The sequence below is a fragment of the Streptomyces sp. NPDC024698 genome (genome assembly GCF_055559015.1).
Genome location: NZ_JBVHLK010000027.1, coordinates 1 through 15,010 on the forward strand (window position 1 = coordinate 1; position 15,010 = coordinate 15,010).

The following is a 15,010-nucleotide window of genomic DNA, read 5'->3' on the forward strand; positions in this document are numbered from 1 at the left end:
TGCCGATGATGCCCGGAGTTCCCGAACGTCGCAGCCACGACTACGTCCGCGCCGGCACCACCACCCTCTTCGCGGCCCTCGAGATCGCCACCGGCGCGGGTCGAGGCTTCGTGCTCTGCTTCAGCAGGCGTCGTCGAGAACGGCGGCGATCTGATCGAGTACGTGGTGGGGCGGCGTGTAGGGGACGCGCAGATGGTGGAGGAGTGTGGCGTCTGCCGCGAAGCGTGGGCCTGCCGCGAGTGCGACCCCGTTTCGTTCTGCTCGTTCGACGACCGTGTCGGCGAGGGTGGTGGTCAGCTGAAGCCACAGGGTGAGCCCGCCAGGCGGGAGGGTGAAGTGCCAACGGTCCTTGCTGCCAGTGACGAGCAGGTTGCTGAGGTGGTCTCGCTGCTGCCGCAGCTCATGCCTGCGCCGATTGAGCACCGGTTCCAGGTCGCCGAGCAGTTCGGCTGCGACGAGCTGCTGCATGGGGGGCGGGGACAGTGGTCCGGCCAGAGGATGGGCCTGCAGTTTCCTGATGAGTGAGGCGGAGGCTCGGATCCAGCCGATGCGCAATCCGCTCCAGATGGACTTGCTTGTTGAACCCATCAGCAGTGCTCCGCGCATACGAGGGATGGGCACAGGCCGGTCGGCGAGATCGAGGTCGCGCATGGTCTCGTCCACCACGAGGGTCACCTGATGTTCGGTCGCAAGCCGGCTCACGGTCCGGCGGGCGTCCGGGGACATCAGCGCTCCAGTCGGATTGTGGAAGTCGGGCACCAGGTACGCGAGGTTCCCGCGCGCGGCGGCGAAGGCGTCCCGCAGTTGGTCCAGGTCCCAGCCCGAGGTGGTGACCCGGCAGCCGACCAGCCTCGTTCCGGTTGCCCGCAGGGCCCGGAGCGCATCGAAATACGTGGGGATCTCCACCACCGCCACGCGAGGCCGGAAATGCGCCGCGAGGAGGGTCAGTGCGGCTCTGGCGCCGTTGGTGACAAGGATCTGCTCGGGTCGTGTCGCGGTGCCCTCACGGCTGTACCGGGCAGCGATCGCGGTGCGCAGTTCCGTTATGCCCGGGCCGGGCTCACCGTGCTCAGCCAGCAGGGGTCCCGCCCGCTCGACCGCTCGCTTCGTCGCCTCCAGGTAGAGCTCCTGGGGCGCGGCGGGAACGGCGCGGCGCAGGTCTATCAGATCCCCGGCCTCGCCCGTTGCCGAGAGAGGGGCGAGGCGTTGTGCGGCCACGGCGGGGAGCTGCAAGGTGCTGGCGCTGCCGTGCCGGGTGCGGACCCATCCGGCATCGCGCAGCCGATCCAGGGCGGCCGTCACCGTGCCACGGCTCACGCCCAGAGCCGCAGCCAAACGGCGCTCGGCGGGCAGCTCGCTCCCGGCACGGACACGGCCATCGAGCAGCGCTGCCCGTACCGCGTCAGCCAGCGCTGTACTGAGCGGTGCCTTGGTACTCCGCCATGGGCCCACGGCCCGCACCAGCTGGTCGTCTCCTATCCGCACTGGTCCAGTTTCCCACAATTGGACCAAAAATCGGAGCAGTGGGTTCCATACAGTCGTGACCACACGACGAAGGAGACGTAGCATGCACCCGCTACTTGCCGCCGACCGCGACGGACTGCCGCTCCTGTTGGAGACTGTTCGTCAACACGCTGTCGGCCTGCTCAAAGAAATCTCCGAACGGGAGGTCGTCCCCTCAGCGTCGCTGCCGGATCCGGACCCCCTGCCCGCACAGGGGGCAGGGCTCCAGGCAGCGGTGGACGATTTTGCCGCCCGTTGGGAGCCGGCCCTCTCAGCAAGCGCCGGACCGCGCTATCTGGGATTTGTCACCGGGGGCGTGACGCCGGCCGCGCTGGCCGGCGACTGGTTGACCGCGACCTGGGACCAGAACGCGATGTCCTCCCTGGACGGGGCCGGACAGCACCTGGAGCGAGAGACGATCGGCTGGCTGCGGACCCTGTTCAGCCTCTCCGAAGACCACCACGGGACCTTTGTCAGCGGCGCCACCATGTCCAACACCGTCGGCCTCGCCATCGCCCGCGAATGGCTCGGAGAACAGCAGGGCATCTCACCGGCTGAGCATGGTGTGGGTGCGCTCGGGTCCGTACGGGTACTGTCAGGGGCCGTGCACTCCAGCGTGGCCAAGGGGTTGTCGATGCTGGGTCTGGGACGTCAGGCCCTCGTACGCGTGCCTACACGCACCGGGCGGGAAGCGGTCGACCTGGCGGCCCTGGAGCGTGCGCTCGCCGAAGGCGAGGGCGACGGCCCGTGCATCGTGGTCGCCAACGCAGGTACGGTCAACACCGTTGACTTCGATGACCTGCGCGGCATCGCCGCGCTGCGCGAGCGCTACTCGTTCTGGCTGCACGTGGACGCGGCCTTCGGCGCCTTTGCTGCGCTGTCCCCCGAACACGCCCACTTGGTGGACGGTCTCGACCTGGCCGACTCGATCTGCATCGATCTGCACAAGTGGCTGAACGTTCCCTACGACAGCGCCGTGCAGTTCACTCGCCGCCCCGACCTGCAGACGCGCGTTTTCCAGAACGCGGCGGCCTACCTCGGCCCGCTCGGGGACACCCCCGACATGGCCCACCTCACCCCGGAGAATTCCCGCCGGCTGCGCGCTCTTGCGGCATGGTTCACACTGCGGGCCTACGGCCGGGACGGCCAGCGCGAGATCACCGAAAGGTGCGTCGACTGCGCCCGTACGCTGGGCGACGCCGTCGAGAGCGCACCAGGCCTGCGGCTCCTGGCACCGGTCCGCCTGAATGTCGTCTGCTTCACCCTCGCCGACAACCCCACCACCGAACGGCTTGCCGCACTCGCCGAGCAGCTAGCCGCCGATGCCTTCCTCACCCCCACTGTCCTCGACGGCGTGCCCGCGCTGCGGGCTGCCTTCAGTAACTGGCGGACCACCGAAGCCGACGCGCGGCGGGTGGCTGCGGCATTGCACGCCGCACTGCCAGCGTTGTGAGGCAACTCCACATCCCGGCCCGACGCTCTCCGCCAAGCGCTGGTCCGGGGTGCACCGCATGGAAGATCACACTCAAAGGACGCCACCACTTATAACGAGCTGGTGCGTGATAGCGGGTGAGGTGTGTTTCTCCCGGTCGTGGCTGTTGTCAGCCGGTGGTGCGGTCGGAGACGAGGCTGGCGATAGCTCGGTAGGTGGCGGGCAGGGTCTCGCGTCGGTGGGTCCAGCGCGTCAGTTGTTTCCAGCGTTTGTGGTCGGCGAGGGCGTGTTCGACGGTGATGCGTTTCGAGGAGTGTCGGTGGCGGGCTCGCCGACGGGCTTCGAGGACCTCGGGCGGGCTGATCCTGTTGCCCTTTCTCGGCGGTGTCACCGCCTGTCCTGGGTGATCACGACGGAGCCCGAGATAGCCGTCGTCCAGAAGGACCTCGACATCGGGAAAGTGCTGGAAACAGATCCCGATACCTTCGTTGCGTGCGGCGGTCGCGTCATGCATCCGCCCAGGTCGCAGGGCATCGACCCATAAAGTGCGGCCCAGGTGGTCGGCGATGACGGTGGCCTTCATCGTGTTCTGTTTCTTCTTGCCGGAGACGAACGCTCGCCGCCCGCCGCGGCCGGCAGGCGGCCGAGGGACCTGGATCTCGGTGGCGTCCAGCCGCAGCTCGATGCCCTCGGCCTGGGCATAAGCGAAGACATCCGGCAGTGTCCGAAGACGCAGGCCGGGGCTGTCCGGGACCGCGCACCCCCGTTCGGCCAGGAGCGTGCGCACCTCTCCGATCGCGCGGGTGACGGTGGAACGGTCGACGCCGAACAGCAGTCCCAGCACCGAGTGCGGCAGGTCGTGCCGCAAATGGATCAGCGTGGCCACCAGCCGGTCGACGAACACCAGTTGGTGGCGGGCGCCGGCCCCTTCAGCCCGCTTCCGGACCCCACCTCGCGCGGCATGGCGACGACCCTCGACCCCGGCCTGCCACGGCACGGCCAACTCCTCGACCAGGCAAGCAAGATGACGCCGAGAGAGCCCCGTGAACAGCCGATGCGCCAACACCGACCGATTGACCGTGATCGCCACAGCCGGATCATGCCACCTGCCTGGCACGACACCTCACCCGCTATCACGCACCTGTGCCTCCACGATCACATGATCATCCGTGGGTGGTGCGTTGATCCCTTGAGGGTGCCATCGTTTGCCGACAGGCGGGCGACTCGTCCAATGAACCCGTGCAATCCGGGGGTTCGAGGTGGCGCGAATCCAATCAGGTCCGATGAGGATTGCTGACAGGGTTTGACGACAGACAGGATCCGATCCTCCGTATGGAAGGGGCCCACGAGTGGCGAACCTGGTCTACAACTGGGTCTCGACCGACCAGCAGTCCACCGCCCGGCAGAACCTCGTCCTGGACGAGGCCGGGATCGAAGACCCGGTCGTCTTCGAGGAGGACCCCGGCACCTCCAGCCGCCTCCACCCGCTCCAGCGCCCGAAGTTCCGCGAACTGCTCACCTACGCGCGGCCGGGCGACACCGTGCACATCTCCGAGATGTTCCGCCTCGTACGCGGCACCGGGCACATCCTCGACGTGCTCGACGTCCTCCACCGCGACCGTCTCGCCCTGCGCATCCACGACGGCGCGTTCTCCGCGATGGACCTCACTGCCCGCCACCCGCGCACCGGCGAGCTGCTGTCCACCGTGAAGTTCATGGTGCAGACCCTCGCCGCCGCCGGCGAACTCCAGCGCGACCTCCAGCGTGAGCTGACCTACGACGGACTGCGCGCCGCCGAGGCCAAGGGCAGCAAGAGCGGACGCCGCCCCGCCGTGGCGGCCGCGAAGACCGCCGACGTGCGCACCGCGTACCTGGAAGGCCGCTCCATCGCCGCCCTCGCCCGCGACCACCGGGTCAGCCGCGGCGCCATCCGCACAGCCGTCGCCGACCTCCTGCCCGACCACACCGCCATCGAGGAGGACGCCCCCGCCCCGGAGCTGCCGGTCACCCTCGACATGCCGGGCAAGGTCGCCGACTACCTCCGCACCACCGAGCTGGAGCCCGACGAACGAGCCGCGCTCGACCAGGGGGCGACCGTACGGCGCGGCCAGGGCTACACGCTGCGTGTGACCGCCGTCCCCGCGGTGCACCACCAGCTCCTCGCCCGGTGCCAGCCGCTCGACGGCACCCAGGGCATCCCAGCGGTACCAGCTCAGCGCAAGGCCCGCCGCGAGTACGAGAACCGGGTCAGCGCACTCACACCCTGACCATGATCGTTCTCGGCGCCAACCGCTGTACCGCTGTTCCCCGAGACCGGCTACCAGACCTGCTCCGCTCCGCGCTCGCCACACTCGAACCCGCACTTGACGCCGTCGAAGAACAGGCACAACAGCGCTTGCGCCAGTGAATCCGTTCCGCTGGTGGCTCTGACGTCGCGGTGGGTCCGGCGTGAGCCGCAGTGCCGTCAACGATCGGCGGCAGCGTTCCATAGGTGGTCCCCGTTTCAACACCGGGCACAGACGGCATCGCCGCAGGTCGATTTGTTTCATCGGTCGTTTCCTTCCTGTTGACCGGTGAAACGCATTCCTGAAACGATCCCGGCGTGATCACCGACCCGTACCGGCTCGTCGAGTCGCACGTCTGCCCGATGTCCACCTGCCAGGCCCCGGCGGGCTCTCCATGCCGCACCACCTCCGGCAAGGTCGCACTCAAGTACCACACCGCCCGCTTCCAACTCGTCCCCGCGCTGCGCTCGGAACTGCACGTCGCCACCCCGGCCGTACGCCATCCCGGCTCCGTCTGGACGGCCCTGCCGATGCAGAAGCTCGCCGCGCCGGCCGTGCCGATGGAAGTCCGGCTCGCTTACGCCCGCATCTCGACCCGGACGCAGGAAATCCAGTCCCAGGTCGACGCCCTCGAAGCCTCCGGTGTACACCGGCTGTTCCAGGAACAGATCAGCACCCGGGTCCGCGAGCGCCCCGAAATGAAGGCGGCCCTGGCGGCGGCCCGCGAATACCGCTCTCTGGGAGCGAAGGTCACCCTCGTGGTGCACGAGATGAAGCGTCTGGGTCGCGGCGCCCTAGAACTGCTGAAGGTCGCCGAGGAACTGCGGGGCGCGGAAATCGAGTTGGAGTTCCTCACCGGCCCCCTCGCCGGGAAGCACGACCCGTCCGGCCACGGGGCCGCCCTGTTCGCCTTCTTCGCCGCCATGGCCGAGTCCGAACGCGACTACATCCGCGACAAGACCCTCGAAGGACAGGAGACCGCCCGCAAGAACGGCAAGGCCATCGGTGGCGTCAAGGTCTCCGACGAGGACATGCTCGCCACCGCCCTGCGCCTGCGCGACGACGAACGCCTCTCGCTGCGCGAGATCGCCTCCCGCCTCGTTATCCGCACCGGCAAGAAGCGTGGCCAGCGCCCAGCGCCGGCCACCGTCATGCGCATGCTGCGCGAACACGACGAGCAGACAGCCACAGCCACTCTGGATCCCACAGCCTGACCTGGGGATCAGTCCTTAGCGTTGCTTTTTCGGCGAGAACTACTGGAACCCCGTCGAACACGCTGGCCCTCGCGATTCTGGCCGAGCACGGTCGCGCCATGAAGGTCCGTAACACCGCCCGGACAAGCGCAAAGTACCCCGGTTCCCGCTGGACCGAGATAGAAGGCCCCCGGCTCCTATCTCTGGCCCAAGGTGCAAAGTAGCGATCAGGGCTTCGTGGCCGTGGTCTTCTTGGGTTGGCGGGGCACGGTCTTGGCCTTGTCGAGGTGCCCGTACACCGTCGACCGCGGCACTCCGAACAGGTCGGCGATCTGCTGGACGGTCTTCTCGCGGGCGTCGTAGAGCTGCTGGGCGAGTGCGGCCTGTTCTGGGCTGAGGCGGGGGCGCCGGCCGCCGACGCGGCCGCGGGCCCGGGCGGAGGCGAGGCCGTCCATTGTGTTGGCCACGATCAGCTCGCGCTGGAGCTCTGCGAGTACCGACAGCATGCCGAACATCGCGCGGCCCTCCACGGTGGAGGTGTCGATACCCTGCTCGATGACGTGCAGGCCGATGCCGCGCTCGCGCAGGTTCGCGCCGAGGGTGACCAAGTGCAGGACGGACCGGGAGAGCCGGTCGAGCCGGGTGATCTTCAGCATGTCGCCGGGCCGCAGCAACTGCAGGACGAGTCCGAGCTTCGGGCGGGACGCCTTCGCGCCACTTGCGGTGTCGACGTGGATGTCGTTGCGGTCCACTCCGTGCCGCAGCAGTGCGTCGATCTGATGATCGGGGTTCTGGTCCGCAGTGGACACACGCGCGTAGCCGATGAGCATGTGCCGGAATCTACCTGACGGACCGTTCTCCGACATTGAATTCCGACGCGAGTTGCCGACACTTCCCACTTGCGGGTTCGTGATCGCAGTGCCGAGTGTCGGCAGACGGTCGTTTTCCGACACCGATGAGGCGACCATCCGATCATCGACAATTCGCCCTGCCGGATGCAACCAGCGGTCCAAGATGGTCTGCATTTGGGGCTGGTAGCACGTTCGTTCGCGGCATCTCAACCAGCCGCAGCCGAGGGGGTCCGGTCAGTACGTGTGGTCGGCGGTGACGTCGGCCGACAGGTCCAGGGCCTTTTCGGCGTCGGTGCCGCGGATGGTCAGCAGGGTCTGAGAGAGGGCGTCGACGACGGTGAGGTGGGCCAGGCGGGAGGCGACAGTCTCGAGTCCGAAAATGAGGTCCTGGCCGCCCGCGACCAGCGTGCAGGTGCTGGTGTTGCTCAGCGGGGAGTTGGCGTAGCTGGTCAGGGCGATGACGTCGGCTCCTGCTGCGCGGGCCCGGCGGGCGGCGTCGACCGTGCTGCGGGTGGAGCCGGTGTGGCTGATGGCCAGGCAGGCGCCGGACCTGGGCAGCAGGCCTGCGGAGAGCTGTGCGGTGATCGCGTCGGAGGGCGCATCGACGGCGCAGCCCAGCGCGCGCAGTCGGTAGGCGGCGTCCGCAGCCACGGCGCCGGACAGTCCCGCCCCGACGACCAAGACGCGTGGTGCCTGGTGGAGTGTCCTGGCCGCGGTGCGTAGTTCGTCCAGGGAGAGGGTGGAGGCCAGTCCGTCCAAGGCTTCCATCGCGGCTCGCACCGTATCGGCGAGCGCACGGGCGGCAGGGTCCAGATCGCGGGAGGGGCGCGGATTCGGGGCCTGGCGGGCCGCGGCGATCTTCAGTTCCTGGTATCCGCGGAAGCCCAGGCGCTGGCAGGCGCGGACGACGGATGAGGGTGCAGTCCCGGCGAGGACGGCAACATCGCTGACGCTGAGATGCACCAGTTCGGCGCCCTTGTCGAGGAGGACCTGGGCGACGCGGACCTCGGCGTCACGGAGTTGCGGCAGGTGTGCGCGGATGTGTGCCGCAAGCTGCTGGCCCGATGTGGAATGCGATTCCATGACCTAATAGTATCAGGGAATCACATTCCATGAGGGTGAGGAGGGCGTCGATGTCCTTGGCCATGTCGCCGATGACAGGTGCGGCGGCCGTGCCTGCGGTGGTGCTCGCCGCGGCACTGCTGCATGCGGTGTGGAACGCGCTGGCGCACGGAGCCAAGGACCAACTGGCAGTCTTCGTGCTGATGAACCTTGCCGCGACTGGGTGTGCCGCCGTCGTGGCGTGCTTCACCCCAATACCGGATGCGAGGGCTTGGCCGTTCCTCGCCACCTCAGCCGCCCTGCAAGTCACCTACCAAATGCTGCTCCTGCAGGCGTACCGACTCGGCGACTTCGGCCAGATGTACCCGATCGCCCGCGGCACCTCGCCCCTGCTCGTGGCGCTGGTCTCCACAACCGCACTCGGCCAGCCACTGCCCGCCGAGGAAGCCCTCGGCGTGCTGGTGATCTCTCTCGGCCTACTCGGTCTGGCGCTGGCCGACGGCCTACCCGGCCGCGCACAGCTGCCGGCGCTGGCGACCGCCCTGGGCACCGGCGTGATGATCGCCTCCTACACACTCGTCGACGGCAGCGGAGTGCGGCAGTCGTCGACGGCGGTCACCGGCTACATCGCCTGGCTCTTCCTGTGCCAGGGTCCGGTGCTGCCGCTGCTCGCCTGGGTGCTGCGAGGCCGCTCCCTAGCCGCTCGGCTCAGGCCAGAACGCCGGCGTGGCCTGATCGGAGGGCTGCTGTCCCTGCTGGCCTACGGACTCGTGGTGTGGGCGCAAGATCGTGGCAATCTGGCCACGATCGCGGCCCTACGCGAAACCAGCATCATCTTCGCCGCGCTGATCGGTTTGGTGATATTCCGCGAGCCCTTCGGGCGCCGACGACTCACGGCCGGCGCCGTGGTGGTGGCCGGTATCGCCGTCCTGGAACTCACCCACCCCTGACAGCCGTCCCGACCCCCGCCGCCACCTTGATGTGGACTGCTGCACTGTGCACTGTGGTGGCTCTCATCGCTGCACCTGTGACAGCCAGATGAGGGCGCCATACCTTCAGCCCGCCGGAGCTGCAGCTGAGCCGTCCCAAGCCGAACGCTGACCCGGCACAGTAGGCAGCGGCAGGTCGAGCCGCTTGTTCATATCGAGGTGGAATGTGCCGTAGGGGTTGATGTTCGACCAGAACAAAGCAGTCAAGCCGCGTCGGTCCTCGTCGCTGAGTCTGTCCGCCCAGGCCGGTTCGGCGAGGACTTGCTGAAGCAGCAGCGTATTCACGTACACGAGGGCGGACTGGAGCAGGTGCAGGGCGAGCATCGAGGTCTCGGCGTGCTCCTTGTCCGGGCCGGTCAGGGCGCCATCCTTGCCGTAGTGCAAAACGGTGTTCGCCGAGTTCCAGTTCTCCACGACCTGGAGCCCGCCGTGGATCTCCCGGCGCAGGCCGGGGCTGGCGAGGTAGTCGCAGGCGAAGACCGTGCGGACCGCGCGGCCCAGTTCTTCGAGCGCGGCGTAGGTGGGGTGTTTGGGGCCGCCGCGGGTGAAGCGCCGCAGCACCTGCTCGGCCTCTGCCGTGCCGAGCCGGAGCGCGGTGGCGTACTTGACCATCTGGTCGTACTGCTGCTCGATCAGCTCCCACCGGATCGGGCGCGTCAGCGAGGCTCCGAGGGCGGGCCAGCCGGGCGGGGTGTCGTCCGGGCGGTACAGGCGGATGCTGCCGATGTTCTTCAGCCGGGGCAGCAGCCGGAAGTTCAGCAGCTCAGTGAAGGCGAACCCGACCACGCTGGCGCCATGCGTGTCGACGTAGTTCGACTCGATCTCTGCATCTGTGCAGTGCCGCAGCAGGCCCTCGATCATGGCCGCAACCTCGGAGGAGGAACAGCTCTTGAGTTGGGAGTAGATGCAGACGTTCTTCCGTTCCACGTGCCAGTAGATCATCACGCCGTTGCCGCCGTAGCGGGCGTGGTACTCGGTCATGAAGTTCGAGGACCAGGACCCGAACTTCTTCGAGTCCGACGCGCACGCGGTGCCCTGGCCCCACCATGTGGTGTCGCGGGCGGTGAAGGTGGCGTTCACCAGCTTCGTCAAAGCGGCGCGCAGGTTATCGACGGTGATGAAGTGCCGGCGGATGTGCCGCAGCGCTGCCTCGCTCTCGCCGTGCTCGCCGGTCGCCACGATCGCGCGGATGCCCATGTTCGTCCCCAGCGCAAACAAGGCCAGTAGCAGACGGCGTTGCAGGGTGGGACGGTCGATGCGCTCGTACGCGGCCACCGAGGAGAACTCGCCGGTGAAGCCGGTGAGGAAGTCGGCGTTCTTCAGCACGTCCAGCAGATCGAGCACGCCCCATCGGCGTACGACCTCGTCTTTGAGGGCCTGGAGCCCGGTGGGCTCGTCCAGCGGCTCCAGCTTCGGGACGGTGATCCAAGGCTCGCCCTTGCGGGTGGTGACCTTCACCCCGCCCGCCGAGCCGTCCGCAAGCGCGCCGGACAGCCGGTCCAGGCCGTCCGTCATCCGCCGCTTCAACCCGGTGACGAACTCCTTGGGGTCCTCGGGCTGGCGGATCGCGGCGTAGTGCACGGTGCGGGTGGCCTCGAAGTCGACGGGCAGGTCGTCTTCCGGGTTGCGCCACCGGGCCGCGCCCTCGACATAGATCTCGCGCCGCCGGATCGCGTCCCGCAGCGCCACCAGCACGCACAGCTCGTAGGGGATGCGCTCGATGCGACCCTTGTCGTCGACGACTGCCTCGCGCCAGTCCTTGCGTACGACGCCGTCCATCGGCACCACATCACCGGCGTCGTAGAAGCGGGTCTTGCCGTCGACGTCGGCGTACTTGGCCAGCAGCGCGAGCGCGTCCATTACCGGACGATAGGCAGTGTTGTTGCACTTGAAGCCCAGCGTGTTCAGCAGCGGCGGCAGCATCTGCCGGTAGTACGAGCTGTACGAGGAGCGGAGCATGGTGCGGACCTTGGCCTTGAACGCCTTCTCGTTCGCCTTGGCCTCCGCAACCAGGTCACGCAGCGTCTTCTCACCCACCACCGGATACAGCACCGTGCGCACGGTCCCCTCCGGCTGGCCCACCGCCGCATCGGCGAGCCGGAAGAGGATGCCCTCCTTGCCTCTCACCTTCTTCAGCTCCGCTGTCAGCTGGCGTTCCACCCGCCGCTCGGCACGGGCGTTGATCTTGTGGACCAGTGCGACGAGCAGTTCCACAAGGGCATCGGTGATCTCCGCCTGACGGGACGCGCACAGCGCGGCCAACAGCGTAGTCCGCACGTCCTCTCCCGCGTCCCGGAAGTCCGAGGGGTACATCCTGATCGCCCGCGCCCGCCAGGCGGCCACCAACTTCTCCGAGTAGTCCGCGAACAGCCCCTCCGGCAAGCCAAGCTGGCGTACGCCGGTCAACTTGGTGATCTCCGTGAGGAGCGAGTCCAGGCCCACCGCACCCGGGTCCCGCTTCAGCGAGGCCAGCAGAGCGGTGCCGTCCTCATTGCCCTCCACCACCAGGTTCAGCAGGCGGCGGGCGCAGGCGTCGCCCAGGCGGGCGCCAGTCTGCGCGCAGAAGACCCGGTCGGCCCGAGCCCGAGCCGCGGCCGCGATCCGCTCGATACGGCCCGGGGGCTCGATGCGCTCGCTGCGGCACTGCACGAGCAGGGCCTCGCGCAGCCGGTCCTCTACCAGCTGCACCGGGCAGACCTCATCTGCGAGCCAGGCGGTCAGCCGTTCCTCGTCGACGCGGGTCGCTGGGCGGAACCCGAGGGCCTCGCGGATCTGCGTACGGTGGCCCTTCGCGGAGCGGGACGACAGGTCGTACTCCGCCAGGTCCTCGGCCGACACCTTGATCACGTCGGCGACGTAGTCGACCACGGCTGGCGGGAACTCCTCCACGAACTTGGGGAACCGGCCCTCCAGCTCGAAGAACTTCAGCATCAGCACGAAACCGAGCCGGGTCGGGCCGGACTTGTTCGCAACCAGGTCCCAGTCACCACCAACCGGCGTCCAGCACGCCACCACGTCCTCGGGCAACCACTCCTGACGCATGAACGTCCCACCCCTCCGTCGACCACTCGTTCGGCCTAACGAAGAGGTCGGGCACGAAGCAACGGGGAGGACAGAGGGCTGACAGCTACTTTTCACCGTGGGTCAGAGATAGGAGCCGGGGGCCTAGAAGGAGCGCCGTCGGGCGCGTGGGATATCTTCTTCCCCGGCCGGGGCTGTCCGATCAGTCGTCGCCCGCCGGTGCCTTCGCCAGAGTGACGGCGGCACGGATGGCATGGCCGAGGTCGATCCTCGAGCGCTCCCGGTCATGATGGACCTCGTACTGGATGACGAGGCCGTCCATCATCGCCACGGTCAGGCGTGCCAGTTCCGTCAGATCGATCCCGAGGGGCCGGCGTTTGGGCTCCTGGTCGAGGGCGCTCTGGAAGGCTTCCTGAGCGGTTCTCGAGTAGCGCGTGTACTGCCATTCTGCGAGCCGTTCGAGACCCGGGGTCCGGCGGCAATAGATGGTGAGTTCGTACTGCATGAGCTGCAGTCCGTCGTCGCCCACGGCATAGGCCCAGAAGGCGTGCAGCCCGTCGTGGATCGCCGCGTCGAGTCCTTTTGCGGGGTCGACGGCGTCGCGCAGCACCTGCTCGATCTGATTGGTGATCTCGCCCACGACGGCGGTGAGCAGTTCGTTCTTGTCGCGGAAGGCGTAGTGCACTGCCCCTTGAGGTGCCCCTGCGTACTCGGCGATGCGCCTTGTGGTGGCCCGGTCGAGCCCCTCCCGGGACATGACCTCGATCGCCGCTTTCACGAACTGCTCACGACGTGCTTCGACACTCATGCGGGCCAGCGGAATCGCACCTCCTCAGTAAAGGGCGGGGAAAGTCGCTCCGCGCCCCTTGACGTGTTCCTACTACCCTATTTCACTTGGGCAACTGACTTGGTCAACTAACCAACAAGGGGTTTTCATGATCGAGAACGAAGCTGACGTCGTAGTCGTCGGGGCGGGTCTTGCAGGGCTCTCGGCAGCCCGGGTGCTGGCAGAGGCAGGCCAGGACATCGTGGTGCTGGAGGCTCGTGACCGTGTCGGCGGGCGTACCTGTTCGGTCATCGAGGAGGACGGCAGGCTCGTCGAGTACGGCGGACAGTGGGTAGGCCCCACCCAGGACCGGATGCTGGAGCTGATCGAGCAGTTCGGGCTCGATACGTTCACCCAGTACGCCGACGGCGACAACCTGCAGCTCGTCGACGGCAAGCTGCTGCGCTACCACGGAGCCGTTCCGACCGGTGATCCGCTCATCGCCGCCGACCTGATGGACGCCATGGTGGACCTCACATCCGCCGCCCTGGAGGTGGACACGGCAGAACCGTGGAAGCACCCGCGAGCTACCGAACTGGACGGCCTCACCGTCGAATCATGGATTCGGCAGCAGCCGTACTGCGAAGGCGCCAAGGTGTGGCTGCGTGCCATGACACGTGCGCTGTTCCCGGCCGAGCCCGGGGAGATCTCCCTCCTGCACGCGCTCTTCTACATCAGCTCGGGCGGTGGCCTGGAGAAGATGATCGGCACCATCAACAGTGCCCAGGAGACCCGGATAACCCACGGGTCCATGCAGGTTTCCGAGCGACTGGCCGAACTGCTCGGCGACAGCATCCGGCTCGGCTGCCCCGTCAGTCGCATCGAGTACACGGACAGCGGCGTCACCGTCCACCACGACGGCGGCATCACACGCGCCCGCCGTGCGGTCGTGGCACTGGCCCCGACCCTCGCCGGACGCATCCGCTACAGCCCACCCATGCCTGGCCTGCGCGACCAGCTCACCCAGCGCATATTCATGGGCTCCTCCGTCAAGATAAGCGTCGCCTACGCGACGCCGTTCTGGCGTGAGGACGGCCTCAGCGGTCACATGATGGGCGACAACACCCTGGTCCAGGTCACCTTCGACCAGACACATCCTGACCGCCCCGAGGGTGTACTCGTCTGCTTCGTTGACTCCAACTCGGCCCGTCGAGCCCTTGCGATGACCGCTGAAGAACGTCGCGCCCACGTCATCGAGGACCTTGTGACCTACTTCGGCGAGAAGGCCCGCCACCCCGTCAACGTCCACGAGAAGCTGTGGATGGAGGAGGAGTGGTCGCGCGGCTGCTACACCGGGATCCTGTCCCCAGGCACCTGGTCCACCCTTGGCCAGGTCCTGCGCACTCCCGTCGGACCCATCCACTGGGCCGGTACGGAGTACGCCACCGTCTGGAGCGGGTACATGGACGGGGCAGTGCGCTCGGGCGAGACGACAGCAGCGGCGATCCTGGCCGAGGCCGGCCGATGAGCGCGGCGCAGAGCGTTGACGCAGCGGAGCTCCACGAAGCCCTCGTCGACTACGCGAAGAAGGCCAACCAGAGCCCGAGGGTGGCGAAGACACTGGCCGCCTGGTCGTGCCGTATCCACATCGAGGCGACCGACCAGCCGGACGCCCTTTTCACCTTCGTCATCGACAAAGGGCACACCTCGCCCGCGGTCCGCGGCGCTGAGGGCGTGCCGGACCTGGTCGTGCGCGGCAACAGCATGGACCTCGCCGAGATCTTTTGGGGAGACGCCAACCCCGTCTCCAACTACATGCAGGGAGCCATCCGGACACAGGGCAGGGCGGACGACGTCATGCGCCTGGACGCGATGGCCATGTTCATCTTCCTCGGCCAGTGACCCCGG

General features: G+C 67.8%; 12 protein-coding genes and 1 pseudogene. 7 read left to right on the forward strand and 6 right to left on the reverse strand.

What is annotated here, in order from left to right:
• Window positions 1-134: pseudogene (locus ACZ4AA_RS34355) on the forward strand (IS630 family transposase); the annotation flags it as partial.
• On the opposite strand, the gene ACZ4AA_RS34360 reads toward ACZ4AA_RS34355, so the two are convergent.
• On the reverse strand, window positions 121-1,485 hold the full coding sequence (locus ACZ4AA_RS34360) for an aminotransferase-like domain-containing protein (RefSeq protein ID WP_467611381.1): 1,365 nt from the start codon (window positions 1,483-1,485) through the stop codon (window positions 121-123). The pseudogene ACZ4AA_RS34355 and the gene ACZ4AA_RS34360 sit on opposite strands and share 14 nt — an antisense overlap.
• A gap of 82 nt (window positions 1,486-1,567) precedes the next feature.
• On the opposite strand from ACZ4AA_RS34360, the gene ACZ4AA_RS34365 reads away from it, so the two are divergent.
• Window positions 1,568-2,956, forward strand: coding sequence for a pyridoxal phosphate-dependent decarboxylase family protein (locus ACZ4AA_RS34365; RefSeq protein WP_467611383.1), 1,389 nt, complete (start codon window positions 1,568-1,570; stop codon window positions 2,954-2,956).
• A gap of 148 nt (window positions 2,957-3,104) precedes the next feature.
• On the opposite strand, the gene ACZ4AA_RS34370 is transcribed toward ACZ4AA_RS34365, so the two are convergent.
• Entirely contained in the window at window positions 3,105-4,025 is a 921-nt protein-coding gene (locus ACZ4AA_RS34370; RefSeq protein WP_467611385.1) for a transposase, read from the reverse strand.
• A gap of 259 nt (window positions 4,026-4,284) precedes the next feature.
• Here ACZ4AA_RS34370 and ACZ4AA_RS34375 point away from each other — a divergent pair, with 259 nt between their 5' ends.
• A complete protein-coding gene (locus ACZ4AA_RS34375; protein ID WP_467611387.1) occupies window positions 4,285-5,202 on the forward strand; it encodes a recombinase family protein in 918 nt (305 codons plus the stop codon).
• A 335-nt stretch (window positions 5,203-5,537) separates the two neighbouring features.
• Window positions 5,538-6,434, forward strand: coding sequence for a recombinase family protein (locus ACZ4AA_RS34380; protein ID WP_467611389.1), 897 nt, complete (start codon window positions 5,538-5,540; stop codon window positions 6,432-6,434).
• Between the two features lie 206 nt (window positions 6,435-6,640).
• Here the strand turns inward: ACZ4AA_RS34380 and ACZ4AA_RS34385 are convergent, their stop codons facing one another.
• Both ACZ4AA_RS34385 and ACZ4AA_RS34390 read right to left on the reverse strand, forming a co-directional pair.
• On the reverse strand, window positions 6,641-7,243 hold the full coding sequence (locus ACZ4AA_RS34385) for a recombinase family protein (protein WP_467611391.1): 603 nt from the start codon (window positions 7,241-7,243) through the stop codon (window positions 6,641-6,643).
• A 255-nt stretch (window positions 7,244-7,498) separates the two neighbouring features.
• A complete protein-coding gene (locus ACZ4AA_RS34390) occupies window positions 7,499-8,347 on the reverse strand; it encodes a MurR/RpiR family transcriptional regulator (protein WP_467611393.1) in 849 nt (282 codons plus the stop codon).
• A 50-nt stretch (window positions 8,348-8,397) separates the two neighbouring features.
• Here ACZ4AA_RS34390 and ACZ4AA_RS34395 point away from each other — a divergent pair, with 50 nt between their 5' ends.
• On the forward strand, window positions 8,398-9,276 hold the full coding sequence (locus tag ACZ4AA_RS34395; protein ID WP_467611395.1) for an EamA family transporter: 879 nt from the start codon (window positions 8,398-8,400) through the stop codon (window positions 9,274-9,276).
• Window positions 9,277-9,381: 105 nt separating this feature from the next.
• On the opposite strand, the gene ACZ4AA_RS34400 is transcribed toward ACZ4AA_RS34395, so the two are convergent.
• A complete protein-coding gene (locus ACZ4AA_RS34400) occupies window positions 9,382-12,357 on the reverse strand; it encodes a Tn3 family transposase (RefSeq protein ID WP_467611397.1) in 2,976 nt (991 codons plus the stop codon).
• Between the two features lie 181 nt (window positions 12,358-12,538).
• Window positions 12,539-13,144, reverse strand: coding sequence for a TetR/AcrR family transcriptional regulator (locus tag ACZ4AA_RS34405; RefSeq protein ID WP_327188127.1), 606 nt, complete (start codon window positions 13,142-13,144; stop codon window positions 12,539-12,541).
• A 127-nt stretch (window positions 13,145-13,271) separates the two neighbouring features.
• Here ACZ4AA_RS34405 and ACZ4AA_RS34410 point away from each other — a divergent pair, with 127 nt between their 5' ends.
• Both ACZ4AA_RS34410 and ACZ4AA_RS34415 read left to right on the forward strand, forming a co-directional pair.
• A complete protein-coding gene (locus ACZ4AA_RS34410) occupies window positions 13,272-14,630 on the forward strand; it encodes a flavin monoamine oxidase family protein (protein WP_467611399.1) in 1,359 nt (452 codons plus the stop codon).
• Window positions 14,627-15,004 (forward strand): SCP2 sterol-binding domain-containing protein, encoded by a 378-nt coding sequence (locus ACZ4AA_RS34415; protein WP_327188129.1) that lies wholly within the window; start codon window positions 14,627-14,629, stop codon window positions 15,002-15,004. The genes ACZ4AA_RS34410 and ACZ4AA_RS34415 overlap by 4 nt, the downstream gene beginning before the upstream one ends.
• Window positions 15,005-15,010 lie beyond the last annotated feature (6 nt).

Coding starts and splice junctions, on each gene's coding strand:
- ACZ4AA_RS34390 (WP_467611393.1), bottom strand. CDS start 8,347: ATGGAATCGCATTCCACATCGGGCCAGCAGCTTGCGGCACACATCCGC.
- ACZ4AA_RS34415 (WP_327188129.1), top strand. CDS start 14,627: ATGAGCGCGGCGCAGAGCGTTGACGCAGCGGAGCTCCACGAAGCCCTC.
- ACZ4AA_RS34400 (WP_467611397.1), bottom strand. CDS start 12,357: ATGCGTCAGGAGTGGTTGCCCGAGGACGTGGTGGCGTGCTGGACGCCG.
- ACZ4AA_RS34365 (WP_467611383.1), top strand. CDS start 1,568: ATGCACCCGCTACTTGCCGCCGACCGCGACGGACTGCCGCTCCTGTTG.
- ACZ4AA_RS34395 (WP_467611395.1), top strand. CDS start 8,398: ATGTCCTTGGCCATGTCGCCGATGACAGGTGCGGCGGCCGTGCCTGCG.
- ACZ4AA_RS34405 (WP_327188127.1), bottom strand. CDS start 13,144: ATGAGTGTCGAAGCACGTCGTGAGCAGTTCGTGAAAGCGGCGATCGAG.
- ACZ4AA_RS34385 (WP_467611391.1), bottom strand. CDS start 7,243: ATGCTCATCGGCTACGCGCGTGTGTCCACTGCGGACCAGAACCCCGAT.
- ACZ4AA_RS34410 (WP_467611399.1), top strand. CDS start 13,272: ATGATCGAGAACGAAGCTGACGTCGTAGTCGTCGGGGCGGGTCTTGCA.